11 protein-coding genes are annotated in these 15,379 nt (G+C 59.6%); 1 reads left to right on the forward strand and 10 read right to left on the reverse strand.

What is annotated here, in order from left to right; all coding sequences use genetic code 11:
• Positions 1-29: 29 nt before the first annotated feature.
• Genes RGCCGE502_RS00225 through bcsN form a run of 5 tightly spaced genes read right to left on the reverse strand, consistent with a single transcriptional unit; the run spans position 30 to position 9,113 of the window.
• Positions 30-2,306, reverse strand: a complete 2,277-nt coding sequence (locus tag RGCCGE502_RS00225; protein WP_016552147.1) for a hypothetical protein — start codon at positions 2,304-2,306, stop codon at positions 30-32.
• Positions 2,303-3,352, reverse strand: coding sequence for a family 8 glycosyl hydrolase (locus tag RGCCGE502_RS00230; protein ID WP_016552148.1), 1,050 nt, complete (start codon positions 3,350-3,352; stop codon positions 2,303-2,305). The genes RGCCGE502_RS00225 and RGCCGE502_RS00230 overlap by 4 nt, the downstream gene beginning before the upstream one ends.
• Entirely contained in the window at positions 3,349-5,862 is a 2,514-nt protein-coding gene (locus tag RGCCGE502_RS00235; RefSeq protein WP_016552149.1) for a cellulose biosynthesis cyclic di-GMP-binding regulatory protein BcsB, read from the reverse strand. The genes RGCCGE502_RS00230 and RGCCGE502_RS00235 overlap by 4 nt, the downstream gene beginning before the upstream one ends.
• Positions 5,862-8,051, reverse strand: coding sequence for a UDP-forming cellulose synthase catalytic subunit (bcsA, locus tag RGCCGE502_RS00240; RefSeq protein ID WP_016552150.1), 2,190 nt, complete (start codon positions 8,049-8,051; stop codon positions 5,862-5,864). Before bcsA ends, RGCCGE502_RS00235 begins: the two co-directional genes overlap by 1 nt.
• 57 nt (positions 8,052-8,108) lie before the next feature.
• A complete protein-coding gene (bcsN, locus tag RGCCGE502_RS00245) occupies positions 8,109-9,113 on the reverse strand; it encodes a cellulose biosynthesis protein BcsN (protein WP_016552151.1) in 1,005 nt (334 codons plus the stop codon).
• A 769-nt stretch (positions 9,114-9,882) separates the two neighbouring features.
• Here bcsN and RGCCGE502_RS00250 point away from each other — a divergent pair.
• The gene (locus tag RGCCGE502_RS00250) at positions 9,883-11,007 is read left to right on the forward strand and encodes a helix-turn-helix transcriptional regulator (RefSeq protein ID WP_016552152.1); all 1,125 of its coding nucleotides are present in this window, start codon (positions 9,883-9,885) and stop codon (positions 11,005-11,007) included.
• Between the two features lie 8 nt (positions 11,008-11,015).
• On the opposite strand, the gene RGCCGE502_RS00255 is transcribed toward RGCCGE502_RS00250, so the two are convergent.
• The 5 genes from RGCCGE502_RS00255 to RGCCGE502_RS00275 form a co-directional block, all read right to left on the reverse strand.
• On the reverse strand, positions 11,016-12,335 hold the full coding sequence (locus RGCCGE502_RS00255; RefSeq protein ID WP_016552153.1) for a hypothetical protein: 1,320 nt from the start codon (positions 12,333-12,335) through the stop codon (positions 11,016-11,018).
• Positions 12,336-12,469: 134 nt separating this feature from the next.
• On the reverse strand, positions 12,470-12,775 hold the full coding sequence (gene csgH / locus RGCCGE502_RS00260) for a curli-like amyloid fiber formation chaperone CsgH (RefSeq protein WP_016552154.1): 306 nt from the start codon (positions 12,773-12,775) through the stop codon (positions 12,470-12,472).
• Between the two features lie 59 nt (positions 12,776-12,834).
• Entirely contained in the window at positions 12,835-13,197 is a 363-nt protein-coding gene (locus tag RGCCGE502_RS00265; RefSeq protein WP_016552155.1) for a hypothetical protein, read from the reverse strand.
• Between the two features lie 275 nt (positions 13,198-13,472).
• The gene (gene fabF / locus RGCCGE502_RS00270) at positions 13,473-14,738 is read right to left on the reverse strand and encodes a beta-ketoacyl-ACP synthase II (protein WP_016552156.1); all 1,266 of its coding nucleotides are present in this window, start codon (positions 14,736-14,738) and stop codon (positions 13,473-13,475) included.
• 14 nt (positions 14,739-14,752) lie between these two features.
• Positions 14,753-15,259, reverse strand: a complete 507-nt coding sequence (locus RGCCGE502_RS00275) for a winged helix-turn-helix transcriptional regulator (RefSeq protein WP_019279577.1) — start codon at positions 15,257-15,259, stop codon at positions 14,753-14,755.
• Positions 15,260-15,379: the final 120 nt, after the last annotated feature.

Raw genomic sequence — 15,379 nt, forward strand, 5'->3', positions numbered from 1 at the left:
AGACCCCGCCAGGCGCCGCCTCTCCACCGTCAATCGTTGGTATCGGGATGCGTCGCTGCCTTCAGATCGGCAAGGCCACGATTGGCGTCCTTGTTGCCCGTCGCAGCAGCAGCCGTGAATATTCGCTCAGCGTCGCCGTACATAGTCATGCTCAAATAGGCATATCCGCGCAGCACCATCAGGTCGATCGGCTCCTGCCGGAGTTGTGCACGCTGATCGAGGTATATCAGGGTCTCGCGATAGCGCTTGGCGCCGAAGGCTGCGACGGCCCTGTCGGCCAAGATCGCGACCTGCAGTTCGGCCGCACGCTGTTGTGTCTGCGGTGCTTTCGTGGCCGCGACGGCAGCGTTGTTGGACAGACCGGCGCGTAAATACGCGAGGCTTTGGCCATAGGCTGCATCTTCGCGTGTCTTGCGGTTCGGACTGGCCAGCGCCGCCTCGAACGCTTTTGCTGCCTCCATGGGGCGATTGATGTCCATCAGGCACCAGCCACGCGACAGCGCCGTTTCCGGATCGAGCAACTGCGCATTCACCGTGGTGGTGCATCCGCGCAGTTGCCGCGCGCCGCGGCGAACCGTTACCGTTTGCAGCGCAGGCTGGCGTGCGACTTCGGTGCGTTGCGGGGGCGCCTTGACGATCTCGGGCGGCGAAGCGGTTTCGCCCTGCGGTACCGTCTGCCCAGGCGGCGGCAGCGGCCGCTGTGTGGCTTGCCGGTTGCCTGTCTCGCCCAGTTGCGCAATGCGGTCGGACTTGCCTGCCCAAAGGCGCTGGATCTCGGCGACGCCCGCCCGGTCGCGCAGCTGCTGACGTGTAATGGCCAATCCGTAGGCGGACGGCTCGTCGTCCGGTTTCCAACGCAATGCCGTTTCGAACCAGCGCGCTGCCGTCTGCGGCTGGTTGAGCGTTCGGGCAAACCAACCGAACTGTTGCGCCGTCGGCACATATTTCTGCGCGATGACCTCCGTCGCCATGCGCGAAAGCACTTCTTCGCTAAGGTTGGCGGGCGGCTGCAGCGCCATCAGATTTGCCGTCGCCGCAAGATAGGTCGCCGTCGCATCCTTGGAGGTGCCGCGCCACTTGTAGACCACTTCCTCCGCCTCCTGGGGCCTTTTCTCGGCGATTAACGCCAGCGCCAGGCCTTGGGAGGCAAGAGCCGTGTCTTCCTTCTCATGTGCTGCCCGGAACCATTTTTCCGCGTCCGCATAATTCTCCCGGCGAAGCTGGTACCAACCAAGTAGAAGGCTGTCGGAGGCAAGCCCTTCGGTTTCGGCGAGTCGTTGGACAATCGAGAGATAAGCCGGGGCCACGGCAAGATCGGGGTCGTCGTTGCCGGCGGCGACGAAGCGGCGCGCCAAGTCGTTTCGAATGCTGTCGAATTCGCGGCCGCCGTTGCCGTCAGGACGCTCGAGCGCCAGGAGATCCTGCATCGTCGCGTAGGACAGCAAAGCGGACGCTTTCTGGACGGTTGCCAGACGTTCCTGCGGATTCGTGCAGTTCTTCAGAATATAGACGTAGGTATCTCGGGCGCGTGGCGCGCGATCCGTCCTTGCGAACGCCTCCGCAACTCTCCAGAGCACATCGATGTCGCTGCAGGTGAGAAGGCTCGGCGTATTGGCGCCGATCTGAATGACGGTTGCGTATTGCTTCAGGTCGGAGGCATTGACGAGGCGTGCGCGGGCCTCGGCGACATCCAACCGGTCCAGCAAATCCGGCGGCGGCTGCCATCCCGAGTCGGAAACTTGCCGATCGGCAATGGCCTTGCGGAGTTCTGCGTAGCGCCCCTCCGAGTATAGTTGCCACATTTGCTCCAACTGCGGGTCGCCGCCCTGCGGAACAGCCAGAGGATCGGCCGGCGGCACCCAGTTCGGGTACAGCGCCTGCAGCCGCGCGATCTCCGCCTGCAATCGCGCCTTGTCGCCGCGGCTGGCGAAATAGCGCAATGCGCTCTCGTCGACTTTTGGCTGTGCGGGCTTTGCTGGCGGGGCGGCGCTTGGCTGCTGCTGCGGTGCCTGCGCAACCACGACCGAATTCCCGGCCGGTTCACCCGCGATCTCGCTCTCTTGAGGCGCCGGCGGCGGGACTGTAGTTGCCGCCTGCAGCCGATCGGCAATCGCCTGGACGTCGATTTGCGGCTTGGGGCTGACCTCCGGCCCCGTGACACGACTCATAAGCATGAATTGCGGCGCAGGCGCTTGAGCCATTGTGCGGAAGCCCAGCATCTCCTGTAGCGCTGCGCGATCCTTCAGGGCGGCCACCAGACCGGCCACCGCCACCGCAACAACAATTGCAACGGATGAGGATTTCACAGACACTCCGGATGCTTCTCCCCGATAAATGCCAACCCAAGAAGATGAAGGGTCGATGGATAGTAGAGCGATGGCTCAAACCGCTGCGACGACTCAGGCAGCTTCGTACCGTTTGTCACACAGGCCACGACATCGTTAACAATTCGATAACCGGGGTCCGGCAGCAGCGTTTTCGGCTTGCCGGACGTGAGGTCGATCGTCGCCGGCACGCCGTCCTCGGCGGTCATTCCCTCGCGCAATCTTGCCAGCAGAGCCTTGTCCGAAACTCCCGCGCGAACGAGGTAGAGCGGGATTCGCAGGCTATTGTATCCAAATTCCGCGTCGAAGCCGGCGGCGGGCACCGGCATACGATGGAGGCTCACCCAGTCAGCGGGCAGCTTACGTGGGCCGAACTGCATGGCGCGCAGCAGCGCCAGACCGTCGTCGGACAGTTTCTGCCAGGCGTCTGACGGCGCAAGCAGCGCCATCACTGGGATTGCTTCATAGACCCAGTAGGAGGGATTGATGATCGGGCCATCCTTGCGATCGGGAGAATCGAAACCGCTGGCGCCTGGCAGCAGCAGCGTACGTCCACCTGAATTGATCACGAGGTGCGACAGCAGCGCCTGCGCCATCTTTGCGGCCGCCTCGATATACTCGCTCTTCTTCCAAGTGGACCCCGCAAGGGCCAAGGCATAGGCAATCAGGAGGTCGCCATCCGACGCATTGTTGGTATCGGTGATGTGAGGCGTGACCGTGGGATCCCATTTCCAGGCGGCGAGGCCGTCGTCGCGCAACAAGAGCTCGGTACGCGTGAAATACCATATCTGCTCGAAATCAGCGGGGCTGTTGGCAAGGTAGGCGAGCAGCAGACCATAACCTTGACCTTCGCTGTGGCTGATATTGCCGTTTGCATCATCGACAATGCGGCCGCTCGCATCGAGAAACTTCGCCTTGTACGCGCCCCATGCTTCCGGGGTGATCCCCGGACCTTGCGCTTCGGCGGACTGGCAGAAAGCGGCAACCGCAAAGCTTGCGGCCCAGATCAGTTTTAGAAGCCTCTTCATTCGCGCCTGCCCAGCCTGGAAAGCATGCCAGCCGTTGTCACTCCGATCAGCAGCGAAAGGACGACCAGGAGGAACGCGTAAGACAGGATGTTGGTCGACAACCAGTTCGCGGCGATCAGGCGGTAGTTTGAAATTGACCACGGCTGAGAGGTCACGAAGTCGAAGCGGCCAACCGGGACGCTGACGATCTTACCGGTCTTGCTGGAATAGGTGGTGATATGACCGGCGACCTGCGGCCAGTTGACTTGTGCGGTGAGTGCCTCGGCACCTTCGCGCAGATCGTTAGCGGAGGGAGCCGTGACAACGGTCCAGGTCGATCCCCCTGCTGCGCTCTTACCCTGAGCGATCAGGAAACTCTCGGCGTTAGAAGGCGTGAAGACTTCTTCCGACCCTGGCACGAACTGCAGTGAGCTCAGCGAAATGTCGAAGTTGCGGCGTAGCCACTCCTGAAACGATGTGATTTGCCCACGCCACACGCCGCCACTGACTTTCGAGCGCCAATCGTCGAAGCTCACCGATGGTTCTGTCTGATTTGACTGCGTCGCTGCTGGAGGTTGCCAGGATGCCTGGCTGGTCGTCGCAATGTTCAGTTGCGTGAGCACGGCTGCCGGCATCTGCGAAATGGAACCGATGAAAATTGCGTCCCGTTCGCCGATGGCACCTGGCGTCGCGGCAGGCTCCATGTCGAGCGGGCGGCCCGCAGCGACGGCCATTCGGCCGAGCAGCGTCGCGGTCGCAGACAAGGTGTCGCTATCAATCATGTCGATGAAAAGCGGCGTTGGCTGTGTCGCTCGGTTATAGGGATATGCGGTACCGGATAGACCGGCAAGGTTCGGCCGCTGCCCGATCCGGGCAAAGTCCGGTATGTGAATCTCGCTGGTGTCGAAGAGTGCAAAACGCGGTGCTGCGCCAGCAGTCGTGCCAGGCACGCACACCTCGTCCTCCTTCGTCATCAGGATGGCTTCGAGCGACAACGTATTCAAGCCCGGCTTGAAATGCCGCATTGTCACGCGAATTGGCAGGTGCCGGAAGATGCCTCCACCTGTCGACGAGATCGGCACAGTCGAAGCGATGTTGCCGTTGACATAGATGTCGATATGGCTGCCGGGCAGGATGTTTTGTGTGTAGGCTGCGTCCAGCAGGACGGTGGCGTCGCCATAAGCGTTCGCATAGAAATCGGACGGCACGCCGATATTGAAATTGGTCCGGAAGCGGCGTCCGGAAAACTCCGCCGTCTTCACGCCGAGCTGCGAAAAGGTGAGGTTCGTGTCGGAGAGAACCAGCGGCGCATCCGGAGCACTCCAGCGCTGCGTTGCCAGCGTGTCGCGAACAGCCGTCGCGGGACGGTCGGTAGGCGAAACGATCGTGTCGATCGCGGACGAAATTGCGGGCCAGGATGGGCCGCTGATCAAGAGAATCGGGGCCCCCGACTTCGGGTCCGTCACGAACGAGGCCGACGGCGCCGTCTGGGCGGCCGGCGGCGGAGTGATGACTGGCTGGAGTTCGGCCGGCGTTCCCACGACAACGGTCATGCGCCCGGCTCCAGGCTGAGGAAGTGAGCTCGGGCTGAAGGAAAATGTCTGGTTCGGCATGCCGCTCAGAACAGCAAGTCCCTGCGCTAGGCGTAGCAGCGGCTTTGTCGTGCCTGGCTGCTGGAGCGCCGGCACGACAAAATTGAACTGCGTCCTGCCGGTTTCATCGACACCGATGGCGCGAATGGCATCCGTGCTGGAAAACTTGGCTGCCTCTTGCCCGCTGAAGCTTAGATAGGTCTTTGCGGGGTCGATGTCCGACCAAAGTTCATAAGTGGATTGAACAGTACAATCAGTGCGGTGGCGCTGGGTTGCTTCAAATGTGAGGAGATTCGCGCCCGGTTGCAGCAGCCCTGCGGGCACGTCGAAAGAAACGTTCGATGGTGCGTCCGAGGAGCCAATCTGCTGTTGCCCGACGATCCGATTGTTCAGAAGAACCGTCAGTTCAGACGCCTCCGGAGCAACGACGACAGCATTCTGATAGGAGAAATTGAACTTCGCCGGTGCTGCGGCCTGCTCCGGTGTGATGTAGACCGACCACGATTTGCGATCATACTCGCCATCCAACCCGAACTTGGTAAATGGAATAACAAATCTCTGGAGCGCATCGGCGGTTCGCTGGCGAACTGGTGGCGGCGCTTCTGCAGGCGCCGGGCCGACGGGTGCAGCAGATTGGGGGCGAGGCGGTTCCGCCTGCGCGGGCGACGCTGCCGGTGACGGCGCCGGGGCCGGAGATGGTGAGGCAGGTGCCATCGAGAACGGAGGAGTCGCGGAAGTCGCCGAGGGTGCCGGGCTTGTCGGTGCAACGGAGGTCTGTGGGACCGTCGCCGGTGCAGGCGCCGCCGGCAATGTCAATCTCGGCACCATTGGCGTGCTGCCTTGCTCGCGCTCGCCCGACATGTCGAAAGGCGCCGTCTGCGCATAGGCAATTGTTGAGGCGGCAAGAACGAACGCAGAGATCGATGCGATCTTCTTCATCAGCTGCCTGCCTTCGCGGCCTGATGTTGCCGCTCGCGCTCGGGCCTCATGCTGCGGAAAAGATACACGAGGCCTCGGCTCGTCTGGTAGAGTGAAAGGCCGAGAAACCAGATCGTTCCGCGAATAAGACCAGGATTGTGGCGGCGTGCCTGCTGGAACTGCGTCCACTGGTCGGAGTTCGCAAATATCAGGTCGGCGATCAGCCGATGGTCGAGGGCATTCTTCGGAACATATTGGCAGCCAACGGCCAGAATCTCGCCGGAAGGCTGGATGTTTCGGACGATGAGTGGCAGCGTTTCGATGCTTGCGCCGCTGTGTGGCTGGAAACGAATTTCCCCCTCGGAGCCGATCACCATCGGGTCTAGCTGCTTGTTGAACACATGCAGCCGGGCGCCGTGTACCGACACATCCTCGATCGATGCAGTGTACCACTTACCGCCGACCCCGAATTCGCAGCGACGGTTCACCCGTACGCGGCGGGACGCGGCCCGCTCGCCACGTTCGGAAACGACTCCGAGGGCGCACCCGGCCATAATCAGGTTGATGATGTTCCAGCCGCCGACAACGAGGGTGACGTCTGCTTTGTACGGTTCGGCATAGATCCGATAGAATGTCACCGCTAGAGCGACCAACTGTACGGCAAAGATGACGAAGAACGGTCGGCTGATCTCCGAGAGGCGACTGACGGCAATGGACTCGTCCTTCGCCGTTACTTTGAAGGTTGGCTTTCGCGGATTGAGCATGACCGAAACCACCGCCGGGAGCAGGTGAACCGTCTGAACATATTCGTAGAGTTCCGAGATCCACGGCCAGCGGAACGACCCATAGAGGTAGTTCTGCATCATCAGGTTCACCAGCATGTATGCCAGCGTGTAGGCCAAGAACTCGCCGCCCGATGCGGTGAAGATCTCCAGATCAAAGAAGAGATAGAAAAGCGGCGCGAACAGGAAGATCGTGCGGGGAAACGGGAAGAGCCAGAAGAGCGTCGACGACATGTAGCAAAGGCGTTGGGGGACCGTCAGACCGCGCTTCAGCAAGGGGAAGCGGAAGCGCAGAATTTGCATCATCCCCTGTGCCCAGCGGCTGCGTTGGCCAATGAAGCTTGCAAAGGTCGCCGGTTGCAGCCCGGCGATCAGCGGCTTGTCCACATAGATGCTGTTCCATCCGCTGCCGTGAAGGGCAAGTGCGGTCTCGCAGTCCTCGGTGATGCTGATGCCGCTGAACCCCCCTTGGGATTCCAGTGCCCTCCGGCTGAGAACGGCGGCAGAGCCGCAGAAGAACGCCGCATTCCATTTGTCGAGGCCGCGCTGGATGATGCCGTAGAACATCTCGTTTTCGCTCGGCATTCTTTCGAAGGTTCGAAGATTGCGTTCTAGGGGATCCGGGTTGATGAAGAAATGCGGTGTCTGGACGAGGAACAGCTTCGGATCGTCATCGAAATAGCCAACAGTTTCGAGCAGGAAGTCGCGTGCTGGCGCGTGGTCGGCATCGAAGACGGCGATCAACTCGCCGCTCGAATGCTTCATTCCGTTGTTGAGGTTGCCGGCCTTGGCGTGTTCGTTTCGATCGCGCGTGAGGTAGCGGACGTCGAGATCGTCGCAAAGCTTCCTGAGCTCGTTGTGACGCGCCATGGCAGCCTGGGCCTCGAGCAACTTGTTGGAGTTGCGCTTCTGTAAGGTTCCACCGTCGTCCAGCAGCCAGACGTGCAGTCTTTCGGCTGGATAGTCCATGGCCTTCGCCGCGGCAAGCGTGTTGGCGAGGAGATGCGAATCCTCGTTGTAGGAAGGGACGAACACGTCGACATGCGGAAACCGCTCTTCCTTGCTCGCGCGCGATGGGCGCGGAGGCAAGGGCGTGGCCACGATGAACAGGCTGAGCGCCAGCATCGCCACACTGTACATTTCCGCAAGATAGAGCAGCAGACCGGGGATGAAGTTCTCCGGTTGGTTGATCGGCGGCAGCGTGTTGGTCGTACGCCAATAGACATAGCGAAGAACAATTGAGGTGCCGAAGGCGAGGGCGATCAGCCTCCATGTGCCTTCCGCCTTCAACCCCTTGATGATCGCCATCACGGCGACAACGACAATGCTCGCGATCAGCTGGGTCTGCAGGTTCACTGGCAATGTGATCAACGCGATCACGCACAGAGAAACGATGGCCCACGTAATGATGCTTCGGGCTTTATGCATCAATATCCCTTTGACAATGCAGGCTGGGCGCTTGGGAACACCATAGCCCCTTCACGTCTATCTCTGGCACGCGGCCGTCATGGCCGAATCCCCTATACACTCTGGCAACGGCACCGTGACGCCGCTCGCCGTTACGGTTCTCTGTTGTGTCTGTTCGTTCGAAGGCGCTGCTGACATGTCTGGTTGCGGCTGACCGCTGGCGCCGTCCGGCAATGGTACACGAGGACCTGTCGGGGGCGGCAATTGCAGAGGGGCCTCTTCCGCTTTCGGCTGAACGCTGCGTACGCGAACGACACGAGATTGGATTTCCGGACGGGCAGGTTCATAGCCGAAGGCCATCGGCGTGTTCCTGTAGCCGCCCTCATCAGGATAGATCGGATTGCCAGGGCGTCCGAGTGTTGGATCAGCGCCATGCGGAAATCCAAACGGATTCCAGATTTCTCCATTGAGCGTCCCAACGATTGTGTAGCCGTACATAATGCCCAGCAACTGCCTTTCGGTTGCTCGTGCATCGCAAAGGCGCAATCGTACCTGGATCATTCCGAAGTTGCGCGCTTGTGTGTGGGCCGACCGGCTGGAGCGGATCTGCTGCCAGCCGTAAATGCACGTATCGCCTGAACCGCTCTCGCCCGAAGCGTAGCTAAACGGTCCATAGCTGTTTTGCAGATAGGTCGTCGATCGCGCCATCTGCACACCGGGCACGGCGGCAAATGCTTCGCGGATTATCCCGTTCTCACTGATCATCTGGTAGGAAGCGCTTCCGATGCCGGGATTGGCGCCCGACGCACCAAGGAACTGCACCTTAAGAAAATTTTGCCCGGATACGGAAGATGATGTGTAGAGCGAAATCATCTGCTCCGTGCCGTTGCCGCGCTTGTGTTCGACGACGCTGACAATCGAAGGGCCGCCTGGCGGAGGCAAAGCCAGTGCCCTTTCGGCGGGGACCGTTTCGGAAATGTTTGGTGAGCTAACATTTCCCGCAGACTGACATCCGGCCACGAGCCCGGCAAGCAATGCCAAGCCTAATGCCTTCAGCAGACTGAACGTTTTGGGTCGCCGCAATCGTCTTTCCTCACCTCCATACGCAAATTTCGCGCTGGACTTGCGAATCAACGACCCTTGGGGCCGCTACCTATGGTAAACGACGATTATGGTTAACCCAACGTTAATGTGAGGGCGACGGTTGTTTGAAGACATCGCATTCAATGAAAAATTGCAAACATCGGATTTTAGCGGCGCGACGAGGGAGAAAACCACCGGTTCTCTGCCAGGCCAGGCGCCGAAACTTCAACTGTATGATAGATGGTAGCCGGATTTCAACTTCAGATTGCCATGTAATTCTTGTAGATTACAGTAATATATACCCCTATTGTTGTAAGAATAGGACAGATATTAACCATTTTACAACAAGAAGGCGCATGCTATTCTTAGAAATCTCTAGGTTTTTAGGGGTGTTGTCGGAGCTGTTCCGACATCAGACGCCGCACCTGTAGCGGCATTTCGTCTCTGGCCAAATGAGCGCACTGCTTGTTTTTGGCATTGGCTGTATGATCAGAAGGCATAAAAACAATCTGGAGGAGACATCGTTGTTTCGTATAGAGACGTGGCTTCTCTTCGGCTTTTCCTAAAGCCGCCGAGGCATGGAGAGCAGGCAAGTGGCTGGGAACCACCTTCGACCGCACGGTCGGACCGGGATGAAGGTAGCCTGAAACATTCATGAGAGGTGAAAGCGCGGCAATCGTGCCGCTGAATAAATGCGGCGGTCGGCGTTTCTAAAAGACGCGGCCGGACGTAAGATTTTGGAAATTCGCCAGGCATTGGAGTGGGTCCGATGGTCAATAGCTTTGGTGAAGATATATGCTTGCCGTTGGTGCAGTTGATCTATGAGACCGTTGTGAGCCCGCCCGAGTGGCAAAAGGTCATAGCGGAGCTGATCGACATCACCAAGGCCGCGGCGGGAGCTGTCGTAGGCTTCAAGGGAGCGGAAGATCGGCGCGCGAGCGTGTTCGCAAAAGGCGTTCCGAAAAGCGCGCTCTCCAACCCTCCGATGATTGCCGCATTGCATGCGGCGACGCTTGCCCTGGGGCAAGGAGCGTTCCTGACGATCGATTTAAAGGCAAGGCTCAGTCCCCAATGGGAAGTACCCGTGCGTGAATGCTTTGGTACGGAGGGTAGCCTTCTGACGCTCGTTCTTGTCAAGGAAGGCGGACGCCGCATTACGCTGATGCTCCATTTCGATCGCCCAGGTCGAACCGAAACGGATAGAGCCGCCGAAATGCTGCAGAAATTGCTGCCGCATTTTCAGACGGCCTTTGCCATCCAAAAGGCGACGCTCCTGGAGCGGGAGAGGTCCGCGCATATGGAGAGCGCCTTCTTCAGTTCTTCCGCACCTTCTGCGATTATCACGGAAGACTATCAGGTGCGTCTCGCCAACGGTAGTTTCGAGAAATTTGTCGAGGCATCGCACCTGCTTGTCGAATACAGCGATTCGGCGATCGATTTCGTCGATTCGGCCCTTCAGGATGAAGTTGCCCGTCTGATTGGCCTGGCGACATTACATGGGCGTGTTCGGCACGTTGCCTGGGTCGAGGACAAGGTCAAGAATGTCAAATGGTTGGTAAGCGTCGATGCCCTGTCGGGGCGTGTTGGCCTCGGATCGCAATTCAAGAACGTCTTTGCCACCAATGAGCGTGTTTACATGCTGACGATACGCGAACTTGGTGGAAACAGTCTGTTGGCACCTGACACGATCAAGTCCATCTTTGGCCTGACCCCGACAGAGGCCGATCTCGCATATTGCCTTCTGAGGGGAGAAACGGCGTCGGAGATCGCGCGCCAACGTGGCGTCTCAAAGAATACGGTCCACAACCAGCTTGCCTCCGCGATGGCGCGCGTCGGGGTGAACCGGCAGACGCAATTTCTGCACTGCCTGTCGATGCTCTCCGCGATGTGCTGATCTTTGGCTCAGAACCGCCAAGTCACGTTGACGGAGACGTTATAGTCGATGGCGTGGCTCATGCCGATCGTGGGCGATACGCCACCACCGGCATCCGCGACATAGTCGATTGTTGGCACCTTGTTGACGAAGTTCACGCCGGCGTCCAACCCAACCTGTAGGTTCTCCACCGGCGCGTACCGCAGCCCGGCGCCAACGCCGGCAAGCAGGCTGGCGTCGTCGCGCGTTTCGGAGACGAAGTCGAAGTCGCCGGTGGATACGCTTGGCAGACCTGCGGAATAGTGGCTTCTATAGCGGGAATGAAGGTAAGCGCCGCCGAATCGTGCGTCGAACGAAACGCTGAGATCCGGTTGCAATGCCTTGGTCACAGCCAGTTCGGCCAAAGCGCCGACATAGCGCGCATCGAGTTCGTCGTTCTGCGCGACACTGACGCCAGGCACCACTACGCCCGGAATGCTGCTCCCGATAACAAGCGTCCTGCGAAAATCTACGTCGCGATCGATTGATCGATACATTGGCCCGACTTTTGGCGTAATCGCCCAGCCGTCTTGCAGGTCGATCGGAGCACCAAGGAGCAGCGCTTGATCGATTACCGTGGCATCTTCATTGCGCTCATCCACGATAGCGCTGTTGCTGAGGTCACCTGTCGCCTGCAGCGTGAGGCCTGTATTGTCGGCAAACGCCGCATAGGCAGCTGCGCTGGGCGTGCCGCCATTGGTCACCAGCGCAGTAAAAACGCCACCGGTAATGGAGCTGCTCGACGCAAACTGCGTAATCCGGCCAGTCGGATCCGTGGACGACGCCGTGGAGTTGATATGCGCCGCGCCGCCCGCGCTGTCGTTGACTGTCACGTCTGCCACCGCAGCCGCAGGAAGGGTGCCAACAGGGGATGCGGTCAGAGTATTGATGCTGCCGTTTGCGGCGTTGCCGAAGGTTAAGTTCAGTGAATTCTGTCCGGCAAGGCTCGTGCGGTCAGTGGAATTGGACGAAAGGTCGGCGATACTGCCGTTCCATTCCAACACAAAGGGCTGCGATCCCATCTGGCCGAGTGGCAAATCCAGGCTGACACCGAGATTGAAGCCGTCATCGGTAACTCTGCTATCTCCACTTCCGAAGAAGTCGGGCCGGCGCGAACCCCAACTTGGTAGGTTCAGCCAGTTGATCCCGATCCCGATCTGCAGATCCAGTGCAGGCTCAACACTCTGCGCCGTCGGCGCGGTTTTGATGTCATCGGCAACTGCAATGGAGCCGCTACCTGCAATGCCCGCCAGTGTCGCAACAAGGATAGCAGCCAGTTTGTGAGACTGAACGGCCCAACAAATCCGCATTCCCTCATCACCTCAATATGGCCGCCGAAGCACGCCGGCACGACACGCGGAGGTCCATTACTATTATAATTTAGTATACAATCAATTAGCCTCGTTTCCTTCATTCGGAAGATCACCCAAACGGTGCATAAATGTCACGGCACCGAGACGACGCAGAGCTTCTCGCCGTCAGGACCGTAGACGGTCAGCCGGGCGCTCCATCCGTTCGGCGACACCGAGACCGTTGATCGCGACAGCGCGAGTCGTCCCGGGTCATCCTTCTGGAAATCGCCGCCTTGAACATTGCTTGAAGTATTGCCATTGGCATTCGAGAAAATCTCGAACTGATAGGTTCCTTCGCGGCGGCCGTCACTCTCGATTGTCGGAATGAGGGTCATCGCTCCGGCACTTTCCTTATGGTGCTCGATGATGCAAACGACGGGAGGGAGGGCTGCGATCATTGTAGGACTCCAGGCAAAAGAAGTCAGCGGCAATGCCGCTGACTTTCAAATGTACGATACTAATGCTGAATGGTGACTGAGGTATTGCCCTTGCCCTGCTGGTAGGTCGAGGAGGTGTTGCCCTTACCAAACTGCCCGGTAAAAGACAGGTTTCCTCTGCCCGTTTGTTCTGTATAGGAGTCGTTGCCGATACCTTTTTGATAGGTTACGGATTCGTTGTATCTGCCGTGTTGAACAGTTGTGGCGTCATTCCAGCCGCCGCGCTGTATCGTGCCGCTGAAGTTGCCCTTGCCATGCTGGGCTGTGCCCGCGTAGTTGCCCCATCCGCCCTGATCCGTGACGGCCTCATTGTCCGCCGCATAAACTGCGGAAACCGATGAAAGAGCGAACACGGCAGCGATTACTAGGCCCTTGATTTTCATTGTATCTCTCCTCTTCTTCCCGCCGGAATTGACGGTTGAGAGACACTACCGCATCGCCAGTGGGGCGAGTGCTTCAAAGCTTACCTACCGAGAGAGGGAAGTCTCTAATTCAAGCAAAGCAATACGGTCCGGATTTGGCGAAACAGCGCAACCAATGATCTGTTGTGCCATCCCGATAGTGATCATCACCAGATGATTGGGACAGGAAGCAGCACGGAGATTTGAACCACAAATTGCAAACTCTGAGAAGCGATCGGTTGGAACGTGTCCAATTCTTAGCTCCAACGTCGGAAGAGGGCGCTTGCGTTGACACCACCAAAACCGAAGCCGTTGGTGATTGCATACTCCGTGACGAGTTCACGTCCCGTCTTGCCGACAATGTCGAGCCCTTCGGCAGCGGGATCAGTTTCATCGAGATTGCGGGTGGGCGGCGCGACCTGGTCGCGCAATGCAAGGATCGTGAAGATCGCCTCAAGCCCGCCGGCGGCGCCAAGCAGATGGCCGGTGGCGGACTTCGTCGCACTCACGGCAATCTCGCCGTTACGGCCGAAGACGGTGCCGATAGCCGCCAGTTCGCCGCGGTCGCCCACCGGCGTTGATGTCGCATGCGCGTTGAGATGCTTGATCTCCGACGGGGCGATCCTGGCCTGCCGGATTGCTGCCTCCATGGCGCGGCGCGCTCCGTCGCCATCTTCGGGTCCAGCGGTCATATGGTAAGCATCGGCCGCAGTGCCGTATCCGACCAGCTCGGCCAGCGGCGTGGCGCCCCGAGCGAGCGCATGCTCCAGGGACTCGATGACGAGGATGCCCGCGCCTTCGCCCATGACAAAGCCATCGCGACCGGTATCAAACGGACGCGAGGCAAGCTCCGGTCGATCGTTGAAGCCGGTGGAGAGTGCCCGCGCCGCAGCGAAGCCCCCGAGGCTTACTCTGTCGATGCAGGCCTCCGCACCGCCACAGATCGCAACATCCGCTTCGCCGGAGCGGATCAGCCGTGCGGCATCGCCGATCGCCTGGACACTGGCGGCGCAAGCCGTCACAGGAGCGCCGAGCGGACCCTTGAAGCCATAGCGGATACTCACCTGGCCGGCTGCTAGGTTGACGAGGAACGACGGCACGATGAAGGGCGAGAGTCGACGAACGCCGCGCGTCTCAACTGTACGGACCGCATCCGTGATAGCGGGAAAGCCCCCGACGCCGGAGGCAATAATCGTCGCTGTGCGCTCCCGCGCGACCGTATCATCAGGGGTCCATCCGGCCTGCCGGACTGCTTCGTCAGCAGCGCCCATCGCAAAGTGGATGAAGCGGTCCATTTTCTTCTGATCCTTGGGCTGAATATAGCGGTCCGGATCGAATCCGCCTTCAGTGTCGCCTGCGACCGATGGCACGACACCGCCGACTTTAGCCGAGAGGTCGCCGACGATGTCATCACTGAGAACGCGAAGCCCAGAACCGCCGGCAAGCAGCCGTTGCCATGCCGTTTCGACTCCCGTGCCAAGTGGCGACACGAGTCCCATGCCAGTCACGACGATCCGATTCATCTCTCTTTTCCTTGTTAGGCATCGATGCCGAGATACCATGCCCTGGCGCGCGCAATGCGTTCGCGATCGCTTTCCTCGGCCGCAGGGCCGGGAAGCAGGCAGGTATTCCGAGGGGTGAGTTCTTCGCCGGTTTCGACGTCGACGAGTTGGGTGCGTCGCTCCTTGCCCGAGTCAGCGTTTCCGAGCAGGAAAGCAAGATCTTCCTCCGGCACATGGCGGCGGCCCCACGAAAACAACGCCATCAGAACCGGAAAGAAATCCTGGCCCGTTTCGGTCAACACGTATTCGTGGCGGGCGGGGCGATCGCTGTAGAGCCGTTTCTGGAGGAGGCCGGCCTCGACAAGATGCGCAAGTCGGCGGGTCAGGATGTTTGGGGCAACGCCGAGGCTCTTCTGGAATTCGTCGAAGCGTGTGAGGCCCTGAAACGCATCGCGCAAGATCATGATACTCCACCAGTCGCCGACGCTGTCGAGCGCACGGGCCACCGGGCATTTGAAATTGGCGAAGCTTGTTCGTTGCATGATGCAAGTCAGTACAGAAGTGACTTTCATCATGCAAGTAACTTCTGCCGAGGCCGTCAACCGTGTCGATCCCTCGGTGAAGCGGGGAAGGGCGGGCTTGCAGTCAAGGGATTGAGAAGG

This window comes from Rhizobium grahamii CCGE 502, assembly GCF_000298315.2.
Lineage (GTDB): Bacteria > Pseudomonadota > Alphaproteobacteria > Rhizobiales > Rhizobiaceae > Rhizobium > Rhizobium grahamii.

What these genes read in the sequence shown, in the direction of transcription:
- RGCCGE502_RS00275 (WP_019279577.1), bottom strand. Translation starts at nt 15,259, where the DNA reads ATGCAACGAACAAGCTTCGCCAATTTCAAATGCCCGGTGGCCCGTGCG.
- RGCCGE502_RS00230 (WP_016552148.1), bottom strand. Translation starts at nt 3,352, where the DNA reads ATGAAGAGGCTTCTAAAACTGATCTGGGCCGCAAGCTTTGCGGTTGCC.
- bcsA (WP_016552150.1), bottom strand. Translation starts at nt 8,051, where the DNA reads ATGCATAAAGCCCGAAGCATCATTACGTGGGCCATCGTTTCTCTGTGC.
- RGCCGE502_RS00235 (WP_016552149.1), bottom strand. Translation starts at nt 5,862, where the DNA reads ATGAAGAAGATCGCATCGATCTCTGCGTTCGTTCTTGCCGCCTCAACA.
- RGCCGE502_RS00265 (WP_016552155.1), bottom strand. Translation starts at nt 13,197, where the DNA reads ATGAAAATCAAGGGCCTAGTAATCGCTGCCGTGTTCGCTCTTTCATCG.
- fabF (WP_016552156.1), bottom strand. Translation starts at nt 14,738, where the DNA reads ATGAATCGGATCGTCGTGACTGGCATGGGACTCGTGTCGCCACTTGGC.
- RGCCGE502_RS00250 (WP_016552152.1), top strand. Translation starts at nt 9,883, where the DNA reads ATGGTCAATAGCTTTGGTGAAGATATATGCTTGCCGTTGGTGCAGTTG.
- RGCCGE502_RS00255 (WP_016552153.1), bottom strand. Translation starts at nt 12,335, where the DNA reads ATGCGGATTTGTTGGGCCGTTCAGTCTCACAAACTGGCTGCTATCCTT.
- csgH (WP_016552154.1), bottom strand. Translation starts at nt 12,775, where the DNA reads ATGATCGCAGCCCTCCCTCCCGTCGTTTGCATCATCGAGCACCATAAG.